18 protein-coding genes are annotated in these 18,501 nt (G+C 66.8%); 10 read left to right on the forward strand and 8 right to left on the reverse strand.

The features are described from left to right. Positions 1–128 precede the first annotated feature (128 nt). Positions 129–464: an FmdB family zinc ribbon protein gene (locus K0O64_RS23565; RefSeq protein WP_096312161.1), complete on the forward strand. Its 336-nt coding sequence runs from the start codon at positions 129–131 to the stop codon at positions 462–464. A 38-nt stretch (positions 465–502) separates the two neighbouring features. On the opposite strand, the gene K0O64_RS23570 is transcribed toward K0O64_RS23565, so the two are convergent. Then, on the reverse strand, positions 503–1,666 hold the full coding sequence (locus K0O64_RS23570) for a sensor domain-containing phosphodiesterase (protein ID WP_096312162.1): 1,164 nt from the start codon (positions 1,664–1,666) through the stop codon (positions 503–505). A gap of 187 nt (positions 1,667–1,853) precedes the next feature. On the opposite strand from K0O64_RS23570, the gene K0O64_RS23575 reads away from it, so the two are divergent. Continuing rightward, complete coding sequence (locus tag K0O64_RS23575) at positions 1,854–2,507, forward strand: SAF domain-containing protein (RefSeq protein WP_071950340.1); 654 nt, start codon at positions 1,854–1,856, stop codon at positions 2,505–2,507. A gap of 1 nt (position 2,508) precedes the next feature. Here the strand turns inward: K0O64_RS23575 and K0O64_RS23580 are convergent, their stop codons facing one another. Further along, on the reverse strand, positions 2,509–2,715 hold the full coding sequence (locus K0O64_RS23580; RefSeq protein WP_071949412.1) for a hypothetical protein: 207 nt from the start codon (positions 2,713–2,715) through the stop codon (positions 2,509–2,511). A gap of 114 nt (positions 2,716–2,829) precedes the next feature. Here K0O64_RS23580 and mscL point away from each other — a divergent pair, with 114 nt between their 5' ends. Further along, on the forward strand, positions 2,830–3,285 hold the full coding sequence (gene mscL, locus K0O64_RS23585; RefSeq protein WP_071949411.1) for a large-conductance mechanosensitive channel protein MscL: 456 nt from the start codon (positions 2,830–2,832) through the stop codon (positions 3,283–3,285). 62 nt (positions 3,286–3,347) lie between these two features. Here mscL and mspA read toward each other — a convergent pair whose 3' ends face one another. The 6 genes from mspA to rpmF form a co-directional block, all read right to left on the reverse strand. Beyond that, positions 3,348–3,986, reverse strand: a complete 639-nt coding sequence (gene mspA / locus K0O64_RS23590; protein WP_220045784.1) for a porin MspA — start codon at positions 3,984–3,986, stop codon at positions 3,348–3,350. A 679-nt stretch (positions 3,987–4,665) separates the two neighbouring features. Then, the gene (locus K0O64_RS23595) at positions 4,666–5,220 is read right to left on the reverse strand and encodes a MogA/MoaB family molybdenum cofactor biosynthesis protein (RefSeq protein ID WP_071950339.1); all 555 of its coding nucleotides are present in this window, start codon (positions 5,218–5,220) and stop codon (positions 4,666–4,668) included. 23 nt (positions 5,221–5,243) lie between these two features. Then, on the reverse strand, positions 5,244–6,692 hold the full coding sequence (locus K0O64_RS23600) for a S1C family serine protease (RefSeq protein WP_220045785.1): 1,449 nt from the start codon (positions 6,690–6,692) through the stop codon (positions 5,244–5,246). A gap of 63 nt (positions 6,693–6,755) precedes the next feature. Further along, entirely contained in the window at positions 6,756–8,300 is a 1,545-nt protein-coding gene (locus K0O64_RS23605) for a sensor histidine kinase (protein ID WP_096312165.1), read from the reverse strand. Beyond that, positions 8,300–8,986 carry a response regulator transcription factor gene (locus K0O64_RS23610; protein WP_071949408.1) on the reverse strand — a complete coding sequence of 229 codons (687 nt, stop codon included), beginning with the start codon at positions 8,984–8,986 and terminating at the stop codon, positions 8,300–8,302. Before K0O64_RS23610 ends, K0O64_RS23605 begins: the two co-directional genes overlap by 1 nt. Before the next feature lie 81 nt (positions 8,987–9,067). Continuing rightward, positions 9,068–9,241, reverse strand: a complete 174-nt coding sequence (gene rpmF, locus K0O64_RS23615; protein WP_005139771.1) for a 50S ribosomal protein L32 — start codon at positions 9,239–9,241, stop codon at positions 9,068–9,070. A 211-nt stretch (positions 9,242–9,452) separates the two neighbouring features. Here rpmF and K0O64_RS23620 point away from each other — a divergent pair, with 211 nt between their 5' ends. The 7 genes from K0O64_RS23620 to K0O64_RS23650 all read left to right on the forward strand — a co-directional run bounded on the left by K0O64_RS23620 (position 9,453) and on the right by K0O64_RS23650 (position 18,447). Next, complete coding sequence (locus K0O64_RS23620; protein WP_220046531.1) at positions 9,453–11,135, forward strand: acyclic terpene utilization AtuA family protein; 1,683 nt, start codon at positions 9,453–9,455, stop codon at positions 11,133–11,135. Further along, positions 11,132–12,289 carry an acyl-CoA dehydrogenase family protein gene (locus K0O64_RS23625; RefSeq protein WP_220045786.1) on the forward strand — a complete coding sequence of 386 codons (1,158 nt, stop codon included), beginning with the start codon at positions 11,132–11,134 and terminating at the stop codon, positions 12,287–12,289. The genes K0O64_RS23620 and K0O64_RS23625 overlap by 4 nt, the downstream gene beginning before the upstream one ends. Further along, on the forward strand, positions 12,286–13,881 hold the full coding sequence (locus tag K0O64_RS23630) for an acyl-CoA carboxylase subunit beta (RefSeq protein ID WP_071949406.1): 1,596 nt from the start codon (positions 12,286–12,288) through the stop codon (positions 13,879–13,881). The genes K0O64_RS23625 and K0O64_RS23630 overlap by 4 nt, the downstream gene beginning before the upstream one ends. Before the next feature lie 7 nt (positions 13,882–13,888). Then, entirely contained in the window at positions 13,889–15,856 is a 1,968-nt protein-coding gene (locus tag K0O64_RS23635) for an acetyl/propionyl/methylcrotonyl-CoA carboxylase subunit alpha (RefSeq protein ID WP_220045787.1), read from the forward strand. Then, positions 15,853–17,019 carry an acyl-CoA dehydrogenase family protein gene (locus tag K0O64_RS23640; RefSeq protein ID WP_096312170.1) on the forward strand — a complete coding sequence of 389 codons (1,167 nt, stop codon included), beginning with the start codon at positions 15,853–15,855 and terminating at the stop codon, positions 17,017–17,019. The genes K0O64_RS23635 and K0O64_RS23640 overlap by 4 nt, the downstream gene beginning before the upstream one ends. Further along, the gene (locus tag K0O64_RS23645; RefSeq protein WP_071949403.1) at positions 17,019–17,786 is read left to right on the forward strand and encodes an enoyl-CoA hydratase family protein; all 768 of its coding nucleotides are present in this window, start codon (positions 17,019–17,021) and stop codon (positions 17,784–17,786) included. The genes K0O64_RS23640 and K0O64_RS23645 overlap by 1 nt, the downstream gene beginning before the upstream one ends. Before the next feature lie 64 nt (positions 17,787–17,850). Further along, positions 17,851–18,447, forward strand: a complete 597-nt coding sequence (locus tag K0O64_RS23650) for a DUF1707 SHOCT-like domain-containing protein (RefSeq protein WP_220045788.1) — start codon at positions 17,851–17,853, stop codon at positions 18,445–18,447. The last annotated feature ends 54 nt before the right edge of the window (positions 18,448–18,501 follow it).

Below are 18,501 nucleotides of genomic sequence, written 5' to 3' on the forward strand. Positions count from 1 at the left end.
GCTTTTCTCCCCATTTCGTCGCGCTGTTCCCCCGGCGCGGCTTGGGGGAATGATACGTGCCACATGGCGGTTCTAGCACTTGGCACGGTAGAGTGCTAAAAGCACCAAGTTTCGTCCCGGAGGTTCATGTGCCGACCTACAGCTACGCGTGTACCGAGTGCGACAACCGCTTCGACGCGGTGCAGGCGTTCACTGAAGACGCGCTGACCAGCTGCCCCCAGTGCTCCGGTCGGCTGCGCAAACTGTTCAACTCGGTTGGCGTGGTGTTCAAGGGCAGCGGCTTCTACCGCACGGACAGCCGCGAATCGGGCAAGAACAGCAGCAAGTCGGACTCGTCGTCGTCGTCGAGTTCAGAGAAGTCGTCGAGCTCCAGCGAGTCGTCCAGCTCATCGAGCTCGTCGAGTACGTCCAGCTCGTCGAGTTCGTCGAGTTCCTCCGCGCCTGCGGCAGCAGCGTCGAGCTAGCAGCCCGATCTCGTTGGGGCGCACAGCTTTTCAGCTGTTCAGGAAGCCAGCCCCGCCGGATTGCTGATGTCCCTGTATTCGACTGAATAGCCGACCAATTCACTGCTCTCGTCCTTGACCGGACGGATGTGGACTTGGACGGTCGAGCCATCCGCGGCACTGCCATCAAAAGCCGGGAACGGCTCGTCGAGCAGATCGGTGGCACGCAGTTGGGCCATCGTCTCCGGAGTCACCCCGATCAGGTCCCAGATGTGGCGCCCGGCAACTTCTGCCCCGTTGGCATCCATAGTTCTGTCGAACGCCTTGCTGGACGCCACCACGGTGCCTGCGGGATCCATCAGCGCGACGGCGGTTCCCGGGGCATAGTCCTCGTCGAGCCGGTCGGCGCGGACTTCCAGGGACATCGGTGCCGATAGGCCGCCGTTCTGCCGGGCGGAGGCGAACTGGCGCAATGCATTTGGGACCTGGTGGGCCGGCGTCGGCCGTCCGAACAGGTAGCCCTGCGCCAGCTTGCAGCCCATCCCCCGCAGCAGATCTGCCTGCCCGGCGGTCTCGACCCCTTCGGCGACGACGGCCAATCCCAGGCTGTGACCCAAGCCCACCACCGCGTCGACGATCTTGCGGCTCTGACGATGGTCTTCCATTGCCATCACGAAGCTGGCGTCGATCTTGAGTTTGGAGAACGGCAGAGTGCTCAGCCACGTCAGACTCGAATAGCCGGTGCCGAAGTCGTCCATGGCGATCATGCAGCCGAGGTTGATCAGCCGGTCGAGCGTGCATCGCGGTTGCGTCAGGTCGTCGATGAAACCGTTCTCGGTGACTTCAATGTGCACGCGGCTCAATGGAAATGACGAATCGATAGCCGCTTTGGCGATTCTGGTCGCCAACTCCGGATTGCGCGGTTGCGTCGGCGAGACGTTGAAACCGAGAAAGATGTTGTGCGGCCAGTCGGCGGCGGCCGAGAACGCCGCCCGCATCAGTTGGTCCAGCAGACGATCGAGCAGACCAAAACGATCAGCGATCGGGATGAATTGGTCCGGGCCGATGAAGCCCTGCTCCGGGTCGTGCCACCGGGCGAGAACTTCGAACCCCAGAACATGCCCGTCGTCGAGCGAGACGATCGGTTGGAAGAACGGCTCCACGCCACCGGATGCCAAGGCCGCCAAGAGTCTGCGCGCAAGGAGCTGGTCGGCGTTCACCACCGCGCCTCCTCTCCCCGCCCAGGCGCAAGAAACTACCGATACTCAAGTTACAGGCAAACCTGATGCAGGGCATCCATAATGCGAAAACGCCGTTGTCTGCAAACAATGCATCGGCGGACCGCGCAGTTATCAACAGGCGGGTATGCGCGCGGAATCACGATGCCTTCCGCCGATCTACGGTGGGCGCATGAGCGAGTCGCTCAACCCCACACTGCCGAGCCGGATTCGGCACTTACTACGCCCCGACTTCACCCGCACGGTGTTGGCACGACGGGTCGTCGCCGGCGCGCTGGTCGTATTGGCGGGCATCGCTGCGCTGCGGTCCGACCCGGACAGCCAGCAGACCGAGGTGGTGGTCGCCGCCCACGACCTCAGCCCCGGCCTGACCCTGTCTCCCGACGACATCCGGGTGGAAAAACGTTCTGCCGCAACAGTTCCCGACGGCGCGCGAACGACGGGCGACGACGTGGTCGGAGCCACCCTGGCCGGGCCGGCACGCCGGGGCGAAGTGCTGACCGACGCCCGGGTGCTCGGTTCACGCCTGACCGGTCTCAGCGCCGGGCCCGACGCCCGGGTCGTGCCACTGCACCTCGCCGACGCCGCGGTGCTCGATGTCATTCGGCCCGGCGATGTCGTCGACGTCATGGGGGCCGCGGACGCGGGCGGTGACGCCAAACCGATGCTGGCCGCGACGAACGCCGTCGTGGTCCTTGTTTCGCCCAAGCCGAAGTCGGCCGGGGCCGGCGACGACCGGGTGGTGCTGGTGGCACTGCCGGCCGCGGGAGCGCACGCGTTGGCCGCGGCGACCTTGGTTCAGACCGTCACGCTGACGATCCACTGAGCTACTCGGCGGGCGGCGCGGGCACCGGCGTGCTGGGTGGCGGCGTCGGCTGCTGGATCGCATCCATCACCATGTCGGCGATCTCATCGGACGACGAGGTGTTCGGCGCCCCGGGGGCGGGCGTGGGGTTCGGAGCGGCGGCGGCGACGCCGCCGGAGAGCGCCAGCGCACCGCACAAGGCCGCACTCGCAACCGCGCGCATCCACATGGTGTTTCCCCTCGAAAGACGTCCGCTGCCAAGCTAACAGGTCGGCCGCCGCGCTGACCGACCCGTACTACCCTTCGAGGTCTCGGGGAGACGCCAACCAGAAAGGGGACAACCGTGTTGAAGGGCTTCAAGGAGTTCCTCGCCCGCGGCAACATCGTCGACCTGTCGGTCGCGGTGGTGATCGGTACCGCGTTCACCGCGCTGGTCACCAAGTTCACCGAAAGCATCATTCAGCCACTGATCAGCCGCATCGGCGCCGGAAAGGACACGAGCTACGGCATCCTGCGCATCGGCATCGGCGGCGGACAGGCCATCGACCTCAACATCCTGCTGTCCGCGTTCATCAATTTCGTCCTGGTGGCGGCCGTGGTGTACTTCCTGGTCGTCGTGCCCTACAACCGGCTGCGCAAGAAGGGCGAGGTCGAGCAGGCCGGCGATACCGAGCTGAGCCTGCTCACCGAGATTCGCGATCTGCTGGCCGACGCCAGCGGCACACCCAAGAAGACCGTCGGCCCGGGCACCGGGCCGAGCCCCGATACCGCCAAGACGACGAGCGCCGACAAAGACTGACGGCCATACAAAATGGCCCCCGGCTCGAAGCCGGGGGCCATTTTGTTGACGTGCGAAGGGAATCAGTTCATGTTCCAGGGTTCGCCGTAGGTGGTGACGCTGTCGCCGGCCTTGGAGATCAGGCGGGCGAAGGGCCGCAGCAGCACGCCGCCGGCAGCGCCGGTGACGGTGCCGTGAGCGTTGGCCACGGCCACCGAGCCGTTGGGGCCCGAGACGTCCACCGAGAAAGTGGCGACTTCCTGGATACCGGGGCCGTTGCCCAGGTCGGCGCTGATCGACACACCCGGGAACAGGTTCGGGGTGATCACCGAGCCCAGCGGGTTGAAGCCCGTCGGCGAGATGCTCACGTCGTCGAGCAGGATGTTGGGGGTGGTGTAGCTGAAGTTGATGCCCACACCCAGCGACCACGGGAAGCCGACCTGGTAGCCCAGCTCCAAGGTGCCCGCGAACTCATCGGCACCCGGGCCGACCACGCTGTAGACGGCCTTGCCGGAGTGGAACCACTCACGGGTGAGCCGGTTGCGGTCCAGGGGGAACACACCGTTGAGGAAGGTGTCCCACTGTTGAACCGTCATCGTGCGGCCACCGCCGTCAACCAGACTCAGCTCGTTGTCCAAACCTGCGTGCGAGGTACCTGTCCCGACGAACAACGCCGCGACGGCAGCGATCATCGCCACCAGTACCCGACCGATTACCTTCATGTTCTCCCTAGCTTGTCGACGGCTGACCCGAGGGCTCACCGAGTGTTTTTCGTGCTCGGGTCCCAACCATGCTGACACCGCTCACGGCGCACAGCGGTTCAATGAGAGTCCCTCACACACCGCTCTTACGCTCTGCTCATCGTTGACACGAGGAACATAACGGGATGACTTCGGGGCGGCAACGCATAGGCGCGCCATGCGCCGAATCGGTCTTTGCGTGGGGAAGTTTGCTGGGACGAAAGCCGCGGTTAACCGGGAACTGATTCCGCTGCACAAAATCGGGCGCGAACCGGACACGCCAACCGCGCCGCAGAAACGGCGCGCCAACCGCCCGGCGCCCCCGGACCTGCCCATCACCACCTGCTGATCATCCGCCGTGGTGGGGCGGGACGTTATCGCGCAACCACTCGTCTCGGTCATCCGCGTCTCGATTTCGGTCCGGATCGCGCTCATCGGAGGACTCCTGAGGAATATCGGAACCGAAAATCTTGTTAACTGCGATTCGGTTGTCGCGTGGTGTCGCCATCACAACGCCCCAAGATTGTGATAAAGATCACAATCTCGATATTTGTGCAGTTCACAGGGTGTTAACACAGTGCCTCCGACCCTGGATGCGCGGGCCATAATTGACGTTACGCCCCGGTAATAATCGACCGCAGGCGGACGGTGCGGAGCTTGCTTAGATCTCGAGGCTCGACAGCTGGCCGATGACATGCGTAGCCAGCGGGTTCAGCGTCGCCATGCCGTCGCGGACCGCGTACCGCGAGCCGGCGATGTTGACCACCAGCGTGCTGCCGGAGATGCCGGCCAGCCCGCGCGACAGACCCGCGTCGGTGATGCCCGCGGACAGTCCCGAGGCGCGCAGCGCCTCCGAGATGCCCAGCAGCTCACGGTCGAGAATGGTTCGGGTGGCTTCCGGCGTCACGTCGCGCGGGGTGACACCCGTTCCACCCACCGACACCACGAGGTCGACGCCACCGATCACGGCGGTGTTGAGCGCATTGCGGATCTCGACCTCATCGGCGGACACCACCACGACGCCATCCACCACGAAGCCCGCTTCCGCGAGCAGCTCGGTGACCAACGGCCCGCTGTGGTCCTCCTCATCGCCGTGGGCCGTGCGGTCGTCGACAACAACGACGAGCGCGCGCCCCACCAGCTCCCCTGGCTGTTCCATGGATGTCACCGTATATCTGCCCTGCGACAGCCCGGCAGTCGCACCGGTCAGCGTCATCGGATGTTCACCCAGCACCCGGATCACTGGGCGGCCTTTCCGAGCGTGACTTGCACGGTGCGGTCCGATCCGGACGGGTCCTTGTAGGTCAGCGTCACCTTGTCCCCCGGCGCCCGCGACCGCACGGCGGCCACCAGGGCGCCGGCACTGCCGATCACGCGGTCGTCGACCTTGGTCACCACCACCCCGTTCGGCAGGCCGGCGGCCGCGGCGGCGCCACCCTTGGTGACATCGACGATCTTCGCTCCATGCGTGGTGGTGTCATTGCTGACCTGCACGCCCAGCGACGCATGACTGGCCGTGCCGGTACTGATCAGCTCGTCCGCGATCCGCTTGGCCTGGTCGACCGGGATCGCGAAGCCCAGCCCGATCGAACCGCTCTGAGCGTCAGGGGAATCGCCGCCCATCGTGGCGATCGCCGAGTTCACCCCCACCAATTCACCGCTCATGTTGACCAGCGCACCACCGGAGTTGCCCGGGTTGATCGCGGCGTCGGTCTGGATGGCGTCGAGCACGGTGTTCTGGTTGTTGGCGTCACCGCCGGTGGCGACCGGACGATTCAGCGCGCTGACGATGCCGGTGGTCACGGTCCCTTCCAGACCCAGCGGCGAACCGACCGCCACCACGTCCTGACCGACCCGCAGGTTGGCCGACGAACCCAAGGAGATGGGCGTCAGGCCCGACACGCCCTGTGCGCGGACGACGGCGATGTCACTGGCCGGGTCGGTGCCCACCACGGTGAAGGAGGCGGTGCGCCCATCGGCGAAGGTCACGGTCGTCGTCGGGGCTCCCCCGCCCGGGCCCGCGCTGGGGCCGCCCGACGGCGGAGCGCCCGGGCCGCCCGGCGCAAGCGGGATACCGGGCAGACCGGGAATGCCCGGCGCGCCGGGGGCCGGTGCCGGGGCGCCACCCTTGGCCGCGGCCACGACGTGGTTGTTGGTCAGGATCAGCCCGTCGGACGACAGGATGATGCCCGAGCCTTCCTCGGACTGACGGCCGAACTCGGTCTCGAGCTTGACGACGCTGGGCACCACCTTGGCCGCGACCTGCTCGACCGAGCCCACCGGCAGATTGGCCGCCGGCACGTTGGTGCCCCCGTTGGGCGACCCACCCAGCACGGAGCCGACCGGCTGATGATCGGGATGCGCGAGCAGCACCACACCGCCGCCGATCCCGGCGGATACGACCGCGATCGCCAGCGCGCCCGCCACCAGGGCGCCGGCGCGCGAGCGCTGACGCGGCGGCATCGGGCCATAGTTCACCGCGGTGGGCGGATTACCTTGCCGCGCAGCTTGATACGGGTCATAAGGCTGACGGTACTGCTGCGGATGCGGCTGGGTGGCGTAGCGCCAGTCGTACGGCTGTTGATAACCGGCCGTCCGCTGCGGGGGTGAATACCCCGGCGCCACAGACTGATTCGGCCCAGGGTTACCGGGCTGCTGCGGCGGCGAATACCTCGAGGGGTCGGTCATGTCGTCAGGTCGCTCTTCCTGTTCGCAAAATGCCTAAATTGCTGACTCACAGCTTGCCTTGCACTACTGAGAATCGACTGAGATAACACTCGGTGCAGCCGTGGATTTGCGCTCGTGAGACCGACGATCACCGTTGATCCTGCCGTTATTTGCCGTATTTTCACTCTCAGCTGAATCTTCGTCATAGGCGTCGGCGACGATGGGCAAACCCGGCAGCAGGACGTAGAACGACGTACCGGGCGGCTGCCCGCCGGGCACGGTTTCGCCGATGCGGATCATGCCACCGTGCTTGACGACGACCTGTTTGACTATCGCCAGACCGAGCCCCGACCCCGGCATCGCACGCGCCGACGCCGAGCGATAGAACCGCTCGAACACCAGACCCCGTTCCTGCGGCGGGATTCCGGGGCCGTAATCCGACACCACCAGCTCGGCATGGGCGGAGTCCACTTGGCGCAGCCGCACCCCGACGTGGGCGCCCGACGGACTCCACTTCGCCGCGTTGTCGAGCAGATTGACCACCGCGCGCGACAAACCGGCCGGGTCGCCGTACACCTGCCATCCCACGACGTCGACGTCGAACTGAACGTCGTTGCGGCGCCTGCGCGCTCGTTCGAGGCTGCGGTCGACGATGTCGCTCAGGTCTACCGCCTCATGCACCAGCCCGCCGGCATCCTCTCGCGTGAGGTCGACGAGATCGCCTACCAGAGTGGACAATTCCTCGATCTGCCCGATCACATCGGTGCGCAGATCGGCCATCTCGCTCTCCGGAAGCCGCGGGGCACCCGGTTTCATCGACGCCATCAGCAGCTCGACGTTGGTGCGTAGCGAGGTCAGCGGCGTGCGCAGCTCGTGCCCGGCGTCGGCCACCAGGCGAGCCTGGCGCTCACGCGACTCGGTCAAGGCGCGAAGCATCGTGTTGAAGGTCTCGGTGAGCCTGGCGAGTTCGTCACTGCCGAACACCGGAATGGGCCGCAGATCGTCGGTGCGCGCGACGCGTTCGGCCGCTTCGGTCAGCCGCGCGACCGGCCGCAGGCCCGTTCGGGCCACCATCCCGCCGGCGATCGCCGCGACCACGACACCGATACCGCCCACCGCGAGCAGCACCCATTTGAGTTTGGTCATCACCGCATTGGTGGGTGCGAGGCTCTTGGAGATCAGCAGTGATCTGTTGTCGGGCAGGTGAACCGCCAGCACGCGCTGATTGCCCACCGTGCGCCGAGACATCAACAACTCGCCGTTGATGACGGACTTCTCCGGTTCGCCGACCGGCAACTTCTGGCCCTGCTGGTTGGCGGTATACGTCGAGCGGCCAGGGTTGATGAGCATCGCGTTGACGTCGGAATAGGCGGTGCCTTCGATGGCCTTGCCGGGATCGGCGGCCAGGGACCCGCTGGCGATCAGCAGACTCGCGCGGCTCTGCAGCTGGTTGTCGATGTCGGTGTAGAGCGCGGCCGAGACCACCGCGTACACCGCGACGGCCATCAACACCACCACCATGGCCACCATGGACATGGCCAGCAACATCACCCGCCATCGCAGTGACAGCGATGACGTCGGTTCTTCCGGCGCCCGCTCAGCCCGCGCGCGCCGCCTCAGTCGTGACATCAGGGCGGTGTCTCACGCAGCACATAGCCCACACCCCGCACGGTATGGATCAGCCGCGGCTCTCCTTCCGCTTCCGTCTTCCGTCGTAGATAACCGACGTATACCTCCAGCGCATTGCCTGAGGTCGGGAAGTCGAAACCCCACACCTCCTCGAGGATGCGGCTGCGGGTGAGCACCCGTCGCGGATTGGCGATCAGCATCTCCAGCAACGCGAACTCGGTGCGGGTCAGACTGATGGCGCGTTTGCCGCGGTGCACCTCGCGGGTCACCGGATCGAGCGTCAGATCGCCGAAAGTCATCACGGCCGAATCGGATTGCTCCTCGGGGCTGGTCCGGCGCAGCAGGGCGCGCATCCGGGCCAGCAACTCTTCGAGGGCGAATGGCTTGGGCAGGTAGTCGTCGGCACCGGCGTCCAGGCCGGCGACCCGCTCGGACACCGAGTCGCGGGCGGTCAGAACCAGGATCGGGAGATCGTCGCCGGTGCTGCGGAGCTGCCGGCAGACCTCGAGCCCGTCAAGCCGGGGCATCATCACATCGAGCACGAGCGCATCGGGCCGGTCATTGGCGATCGCATCGAGAGCTTCGACACCGTCCTGGGCCAGGTCTACCGAATATCCATTGAAGGAAAGAGACCGGCGCAACGACTCGCGCACAGCGCGATCATCATCAACGACAAGTATTCGCACAGCCACAGTCTCAACCCAACGCCTGAGATTGGGCTGAGAGGCACGCCGCGCGAACAGGCAATTCGCGCCCGGCGAACGGCGTCAGCGCTTGTCGAGATCGATCAGTCCGAGGCGCGCAGCCTTGAGCAACCGCCGGGGAACCTTGTGCTGACGGCCGCCGACGGAAACGTTGACCAGACCGGTGGCCTCGGCCTTCCACTGCGCGCGCCGACTGCGGGTGTTCGCGCGCGACATTCTGCGCTTGGGCACAGCCATGACGTGCTTCTCCTTGATCAGGGGTGTCGCCGCGCAGAGACTCAAGGAGTGCCGGCGGCCAACAGTTGCATCTCAGGATAGCGGCTCACCTGCGTCGGCTCCAAAACAGCCGGAATGGGTGAACTTGCCTCTTGACGGCGAACCGGCGGTCCCAAGTAACCTACCGGTTGGTTGGCCCACGGAAGGGAAGACAGCGCGCATGGCAGATGCGGTGCGGATCGGTAACTGTTCGGGCTTCTACGGCGACCGCATCGCGGCGATGCGCGAAATGCTCACCGGCGGGGAGCTCGACTATCTGACCGGTGATTACCTGGCCGAGCTCACCATGCTGATTCTGGGCCGGGACAAGATGAAAAATCCCGAGCGTGGCTATGCCAAGACGTTCTTGATTCAACTCGAGGAATGCCTCGGATTGGCCCACGAACGCGGGGTGCGCATCGTCGCCAACGCCGGTGGACTCAACCCGGCCGGCCTTGCCGACGCGGTTCGCGGGCTGGCCGAGCGACTCGGCATCCCGGCAAACGTCGCCCACGTCGAAGGCGACGACCTTCTCCCCCGCGCGACCGAACTCGGATTGGGTTCGCCGCTGACGGCCAACGCCTACCTGGGCGCGTGGGGCATCGTCGACTGTTTGACGGCCGGCGCCGACATCGTCGTGACCGGCCGGGTCACCGACGCCTCCGTAGTAGTCGGTCCGGCCGCCGCGCATTTCGGCTGGGCCCGCGACGACTATGACCGGCTCGCCGGGGCAGTCGCGGCCGGCCACGTCATCGAGTGCGGCGCACAGGCCACCGGCGGCAACTACTCCTTCTTCACCGAGGTCGCCGACCTGGGCCACGCCGGCTTCCCGTTGGCCGAGGTCCACGCCGACGGCTCCTCGGTGATCACCAAACACCCCGGAACCGGTGGGCAGGTGAGCTTGGGCACCGTCACCGCACAGCTGCTCTACGAAATCGGCGGCCCCCGCTATGCCAACCCCGACGTCACCGCCCGATTCGACACGATCACGCTGTCCGGTGACGGCCCCGACCGCGTCCGCATCAGCGGTGTGCGCGGTGAGGCGCCGCCCCCGTCGTTGAAGGTCTCACTGAACAGCATCGGCGGATTCCGCAACGCGGTGACCTTCGTGCTCACCGGCCTCGACATCGAGGCCAAGGCGGCACTGGTGCGCCGGCAGCTTGAGTCCGCGCTGCGCGTGCAGCCCGCCGAGATCGGCTGGACGCTGGCACGTACCGATCACGTCGACGCCGACACCGAAGAGACCGCAAGCGCGCTGCTCACCTGCGTGGTCCGCGATCCCGACCCCAAGACGGTGGGTCGCCAATTCTCCTCGGCGGCAGTCGAACTCGCGCTTGCCTCCTACCCAGGCTTCACGTCGACGGCTCCGCCGGGTGACGGGCAGGTCTACGGCGTATTCACCGCCGGTTATGTGCCCGCAGCCGAGGTCGCACAGGTAGCCGTGCGGCCGGACGGCAGCCGCGCCGACATCGCCGCCGCCACGACCACGGTCGAACTGGCCGCCGTCGACGCGCCACCGCTGCCCGAACCACCGGCGCCCGGACCCGTGCGACGCGTGCCGCTCGGCACGATTGCCGGCGCGCGCAGCGGGGACAAGGGCGCCGCGGCCAACGTGGGCGTGTGGGTACGCACAGACGAACAGTGGCGCTGGCTGGCGCACACGCTGACCGTCGAAAAACTGCGTGAGTTACTGCCGGAGACAGCTGATCTCACGATCTCGCGACATCTGCTGCCGAACCTGCGGGCTGTGAACTTCGTCATCGACGGCATCCTCGGACAGGGTGTCGCCTACCAAGCGCGATTCGACCCGCAGGCCAAAGGCCTCGGCGAGTGGCTGCGCAGCCGACACCTCGACATCCCGGAAGAGATTCTGTGAACATCTGGAACACCCCCGAACGCCAGCAGCTGCGCAAGACCGTGCGCAGCTTCGCCGAACGCGAAATCCTGCCGCACGTGGAGGAATGGGAGCGCGCCGGCGAACTCCCCCGCGACCTGCACCGGCGGGCGGCGGCCGCGGGCCTGCTGGGCGCCGAACTGCCCGAGTCGGTCGGCGGTGGTGGCGGCGACGCCGCGGACTCCCTGATCATCTGTGAGGAGCTCCACGAATCCGGCACTCCGGGAGGGGTTTTCGCATCGCTGTTCACCTGCGGTATCGCCGTGCCGCACATGGCCGCCAGCGGCGACGAACGACTGATCGAGAAGTTCGTGCGGCCCACGCTGGCCGGTGAGCTGATCGGCTCGCTGGCCATCACCGAGCCGGGCGGCGGGTCCGACGTCGGCCACCTGCGGACCACGGCCACCCGAGCCGGCGACGAATTCGTGGTCAACGGCGCGAAAACCTACATCACCTCAGGGGTGCGGGCCGACTACGTCGTCACCGCGGTGCGAACCGGCGGCCCCGAATTGCCCGGCGCGGCCGGGGTTTCACTGCTTGTCGTCGAGAAGGGCACGCCGGGATTCGACGTGACGCGCCGGTTGGACAAGATGGGCTGGCGGTCGTCGGACACCGCTGAGCTCTCCTACACCGAAGCCCGGGTGCCGGTGGCCAACCTCGTCGGCGGCGAGAACACCGGTTTCGCCCAGATTGCGCAGGCCTTCGTCTCCGAGCGCATCGGCCTTGCAGCGCAGGCTTATTCATCGGCGCAACGCTGCCTGGACCTAACCGTGCAGTGGTGCCGCGACCGCGAGACGTTCGGCAGGCCGTTGATCTCGCGGCAGGCCGTGCAGAACACGCTGGCCGAGATGGCGCGCCGCATCGACGTCGCGCGGGTCTACTCGCGCAGTGTCGTCGAGCGTCAGATGGCGGGCGAGACGGACTTGATCGCGGCGGTGTGCTTTGCGAAGAACACCGCGGTAGAAGCCGGTGAATGGGTGGCACACCAGGCTGTTCAGCTCTTCGGAGGGATGGGCTACATGACCGAGTGCGAAGTCGAACGTCAGTACCGGGACATGCGGATCCTGGGGATCGGCGGCGGAACCACCGAAATTCTCACCAGCTTGGCCGCCAAGGCACTTGGATACCAAGCATGACCGTCTTGCACTCGACCATCGACCCGAAGGCGCCGACATACGTCGAGGCGGCCGAGGCGATGACCGCCAAGCTCGCCGAGATCGACGGTGAACTGGCCAAGGCACTGGCCGGTGGCGGGCCCAAGTACGTCGACCGGCACCACGCGCGCGGCAAACTGACCGCCCGCGAACGCATCGAGTTGCTGGTCGACCCCGACTCCCCATTCCTGGAGCTGTGTCCACTGGCCGCCTACGGCAGTGACTTTCAGGTCGGCGCCAGCCTGGTGACCGGCATCGGCGTGGTGGAAGGCGTCGAGTGTCTGCTTGTTGCCAACGACCCCACCGTCAAAGGCGGCACCAGTAATCCCTGGACTTTGAAGAAGATCCTGCGCGCCAACCAGGTTGCCTTCGAGAACCGGCTGCCGGTGATCTCGCTGGTGGAGTCCGGCGGTGCCGACCTGCCCACCCAGAAGGAGATCTTCATACCGGGTGGTCAGATGTTCCGGGACCTCACCCGGCTGTCCGCGGCGGGCATCCCGACGATCGCGCTGGTGTTCGGCAACTCCACCGCCGGCGGCGCCTACATCCCCGGCATGTCCGATCACGTCGTGATGATCAAGGAACGCTCCAAAGTTTTCCTGGCCGGACCACCCCTGGTGAAGATGGCCACCGGCGAGGAGGCCGACGACGAATCACTCGGCGGGGCCGAAATGCACGCTCGGGTCTCAGGTTTGGGTGACTACCTCGCCGTCGACGAGGTCGACGCCATCCGGATCGGCCGCCGCATCGTGGCCCGGCTGAACTGGACCAAGCAGGGGCCGACGCCGCGTCCGGTGACGCCGCCACTGGCCGACCCCGACGAGCTGCTCGGCATCGTCTCCTCCGATCTGCGGATCCCGTTCGATCCGCGCGAGGTGATCGCCCGCATCGTCGACGGCTCGGATTTCGACGAGTTCAAAGCCATGTACGGCCCATCCCTGGTGACCGGGTGGGCCACCCTGCACGGCTATCCGCTGGGCATCCTCGCCAACGCGCGGGGCGTGTTGTTCAGCGAGGAGTCGCAGAAGGCGACCCAGTTCATCCAGCTGGCCAACCGGTCCAACACACCACTGTTGTTCTTGCACAACACAACCGGCTACATGGTCGGTAAGGCCTACGAGGAAGGCGGGATGATCAAGCACGGCTCGATGATGATCAACGCCGTGTCCAACTCGCGGGTGCCGCACATCTCGCTACTGATCGGCGCCTCTTATGGGGCCGGCCACTACGGCATGTGCGGACGCGCTTACGACCCTCGCTTCCTGTTCGCCTGGCCCAGCGCCAAATCCGCGGTGATGGGTGGAGCCCAACTGGCCGGCGTGCTGTCCATCGTCAACCGCGCGGCCACCGAGGCCCGCGGCGGCACAGTCGACGAGCAGGCCGACGCGGCACTGCGCGCGGCCGTCGAAGCACAGATCGAGGCCGAGTCGCTGCCGATGTTCCTGTCCGGGCGGATCTACGACGACGGAGTGATCGATCCCCGCGATACCCGGACCGTCCTGGGAATGTGCTTGTCCGCCATTGCCAACGCACCGATCGAGGGGACGTCGAACTTCGGCGTCTTCCGGATGTGAGCCCCCGATGATCACACGAGTTCTCGTTGCCAATCGCGGCGAAATCGCCCGCCGGGTCTTCGCCACCTGCCGCCGGCTCGGCATCGCGACCGTCGCGGTCTACACCGACCCCGATGCCCAGTCACCGCACGTCGCCGAGGCCGACGCCCGCGTCCGCCTCGACGGCAACAGCGGTTACCTCGATGCAGCCCAGGTGATCGCCGCGGCACAGGCCGCCGGCGCCGACGCCATCCATCCCGGCTATGGATTCCTTTCCGAGAACGCTGATTTCGCGAAAGCCGTCATCGACGCCGACCTGACCTGGATCGGGCCGCCGGTGGCCGCCGTCGCGTCGATGGGCAGCAAGATCGAGGCGAAGAAAATGATGGCCGCCGCCGGTGTGCCGGTTCTCGACGAGCTCGACCCCGCCACTGTCACCGCAGCGCAGCTACCGGTCCTGGTGAAGGCGTCGGCCGGCGGTGGAGGCCGCGGCATGCGCGTGGTGTCCGACCTGGCCGAGCTGCCCGGCCAGGTCGAAGCCGCCCAGCGCGAAGCACAGTCGGCGTTCGGCGACCCGACGGTGTTCTGCGAGCGGTATCTGCCCACCGGTCACCATGTCGAGGTCCAGGTGCTGGCCGACGAGCACGGCACGGTCTGGGCGGTCGGCGAGCGCGAATGCTCGATTCAACGCCGGCATCAGAAGATCATCGAGGAGGCACCCTCCCCGCTAGTCGAACGCATTACGGGGATGCGGGAGAAGCTGTTTGACGCCGCTCGCCTGGCCGCAGGAGCGATCGGCTACGCGGGCGCGGGCACCGTGGAGTTCCTGGCCGACGATGACGGCGAGTTCTACTTCCTGGAGATGAACACCCGGCTTCAGGTCGAGCATCCGGTCACCGAGCTCACCACCGGCCTGGACCTGGTGGAGCTGCAGCTGGCGGTGGCCGACGGTGAACGGCTCGGCACCGAGCCACCGGCCGCGCGCGGCCACTCGATCGAGGCGCGCATCTATGCCGAGGATCCGGCCAAGAACTGGCAACCGCAGGCCGGCCGCATCCACGACTTCGAGGTGCCCGGCGTGGCAACCACTTTCGGTCTGATCACCGATACCGGTATCCGGCTGGACTCCGGCATCGACGGACAGGCGACGGTGTCGATCCACTACGACCCGATGCTGGCCAAGGTGATCTCCTACGCCCCGACCCGGCGACGCGCGGCGCAGGTGCTCGCCAGCGCACTGGCCGGTGCGCGACTGCACGGCATCCGCACCAACCGCGACCTGCTCGTGAATGTCCTTCGCCATCAGGGCTTCCTGGACGGCGCCACCGACACCGCGTTCTTCGACACCCACGGTCTCGATGCGTTGGCTCGCCCATTGGCCGATGACCGCGTCACCCGGCTGGCCGCCGTCGCCGCCGCGCTCGCCGACGCCGCCCACAACCGTGTCACCGCAACGGCGCTCGGTGAGATCCCCAGCGGCTGGCGCAACGTCGTATCCGGCAACCAGCTCAAGAGCTTCTCCGACAGCGGGCAGGAACACCGTGTCGCCTACCGGTTCACCCGGGACGGCGTGGTGTTGCCCGACGACCCCGGTGTGACGCTGGTGTCCGCACAGCCCGACCAGGTCGTGCTGGCGGACGAGGCCGGGGTGGCCAGCACATTCGCGGTAAGCCGTTACGGTGCTGAGGTATTCGTCGACTCGCCGCTGGGTTCGGTCGCGTTGACGGTCGTTCCCCGATTCCCCGAACCCGGGTCGACCGTCGAGAAGGGCTCGCTGCTGGCACCCATGCCCGGCGCGGTGATCCGGCTCGGCGCGGCCCTTGGCGACACGGTCACCCTCGGCCAGCCGCTGGTGTGGCTCGAGGCGATGAAGATGGAACACACGATCACCGCGCCCGCCGATGGCGTGGTGACCCAACTCGAGGTCAGTGTCGGCCAGCAGGTCGACGTGGGGACCGTACTCGCGCGGGTGGAAAGCCCAGAAGGAGAGTCATGACCGACACCGGCTTCATCGAGAGTGCCGAACGCCAGGAGTTGCGAAAGGCGGTCGCCGCAATGGCGGCGAGCTACGGTTCGGACTATTACCTGGCGAAGGCTCGCGCCGGTGAGCACACCGACGAATTGTGGGCCGAGGCAGCCAAACTCGGCTTCGTCGGGGTCAACCTTCCCGAGGAGTACGGCGGCGGCGGCGCAGGCATGTACGAGCTGTCGCTGGTCATGGAGGAAATGGCCGCCAATGGGTGCGCCCTGTTGATGCTGGTGGTGTCGCCGGCGATCAACGGCACGATCATCAGCAAGTTCGGCACCGATGACCAGAAGCAGCGCTGGCTTCCCGGTATCGCCGACGGTTCGATCACGATGGCGTTCGCCATCACCGAACCCGACGCCGGCTCGAACTCGCACAAGATCACGACCACCGCGCGCCGCGACGGCAGCGACTGGGTCCTGTCGGGGCAGAAGGTGTACATCTCCGGCGTCGACCAGGCGCAGGCCGTGCTGGTCGTCGGCCGCACCGAAGAGGCCAAGACCGGAAACCTCAAGCCGGCGTTGTTCATCGTGCCGACCGACACCCCCGGGTTCACCTTCACCAAGATCGACATGGAGATCGTCAGCCCGGAGAGCCAGTTCCAGGTGTTCATCGATGACGTCCGGCTGCCGGCCGATGCGCTCGTCGGCTCGGAGGACGCGGCGATCGCGCAGTTGTTCGCCGGGCTGAACCCGGAACGAATCATGGGCGCCGCCAATGCGATCGGCGCGGGCCGCCACGTTCTCGGTAAGGCCGCCGAGTACGTCAAGACCCGTCAGGTGTGGAAGACACCGATCGGTGCGCATCAGGGCATCGCACATCCGCTGGCGCAGAACTACATCGAGATAGAGCTGGCCAAGCTGATGATGCAGAAGGCGGCCGCGCTCTACGACGCCGGTGACGACTTCGGTGCCGCCGAGGCGGCCAACATGGCGAAGTACGCCGCGGGCGAGGCGTCCACCAAAGCCGTCGACCAGGCCGTCCAGTCGCTCGGCGGAAACGGGCTGACCAAGGAGTACGGCGTCGCCTCGATGCTCACCGCTTCGCGGCTGGCGCGCATTGCTCCGGTGAGCCGGGAGATGATCCTGAACTTCGTGGCGCAGACGTCGCTGGGCCTGCCCCGGTCGTACTGATGGACACCTTGGTCACCTACGCCGTCGACGGTCACGTCGCCCGGCTGACGCTCGACTCACCACACAACCGCAATGCGCTGTCCACCCGGCTCGTCGAACAGCTGCACGCCGGATTGCGCGATGCCGCCGCCGACCCCGCGGTGCGAACCGTGGTGCTGGGTCACACCGGCGGCACTTTCTGTGCCGGTGCCGACCTGAGCGAGGCGTCGGACGGCGACCCCTTCGAGACCACCGTCGCGCGCGGACGGGAGATGACAGCGGTCCTGCGGGCGATCATCGAGTCACCGGTGCCGGTGGTGGCGGCCATCGACGGCCACGTCCGCGCCGGCGGACTGGGTCTGGTCGGGGCCTGTGACATCGCGGTCGCCGGCCCGCGCAGCACGTTCGCCCTGACCGAGGCCCGCATCGGGGTGGCGCCTGCTGTCATTTCTCTGACATTGCTGCCGAAGATGACGCCTCGTGCGGCTGCCCGCTACTACCTGACGGGTGAGACGTTCACCGCACCGACAGCGGCCGAGATCGGCTTGATCACGCTGGCCGCCGACGACCTCGATACGGCGATCGCCGGCATCGTGGCCGACCTCGGCCGCGGCTCGCCGCAGGGGTTGGCAGCGTCGAAAGCCCTGACCACGGCCGATATCCTGGCTCGGTTCGATCGTGATGCCGAGGAGTTGGCGCGGGAATCGGCGCGGCTGTTCGTCTCCGAGGAGGCCCACGAGGGGATGCTCGCGTTTCTGCAGAAACGCCCGCCACGCTGGCTGCGATAACACAGGCGTGAGAGAACAGCGAACACTCTTGCGGTTGCCGATCAGAGTCGTACCCTCGTAAGCGATGAGCAACTTGACACCGCGGGACGCATCGACGCGGGCTGCTGACACAGACCGCATCCAGGTTGCCCAATTGCTCACCGACGCCGCCGCCAAGGGACGTCTGCAGCTCAGCGAATACGAGCAGCGGTTGGCCAAGGCGTACGCCGCGCAGACCTATGACGATCTGGACCGGCTCACCGAGGACTTGCCGGAGGCCGCCGACGCCTCGCATCGGCGCGGTGCCTCCAAGCCGGCGCCCAAGACGCTACTGCTGGCGATCCTCAGCGGCTTCGAACGCCGCGGCCGGTGGAACGTACCCGGTCGGATCACGACCTTCACGTTGTTCGGCGGCGGGGTCGTCGACCTGCGCTACGCCGACTTCACCTCCGCCAGCGTGGAGATTCACGCGTATTCGATCATGGGCGGCCAAACCATTCTGCTGCCGCCGGAAATCAATGTGGAGGTTCACGGGATCGGTGTGATGGGCGGGTTCGACCACGACGTGGACGGTCCGGGTACGCCGGGCGCGCCGACGGTCACCATCCGTGGCTTCTCGCTGTGGGGCGGCGTCGGCATCAAACGCAAGAAGCGCAAGCCCAGCGCCCCCGACTCCCCGTAGCCACCGGGCAACTGAGCCCCGAAACAACCTCGGCCCCTTCCGATCCGGAAGGGG

It is taken from the genome of Mycolicibacterium pallens (assembly GCF_019456675.1).
Classification (GTDB): Bacteria; Actinomycetota; Actinomycetes; order Mycobacteriales; family Mycobacteriaceae; genus Mycobacterium; species Mycobacterium crocinum.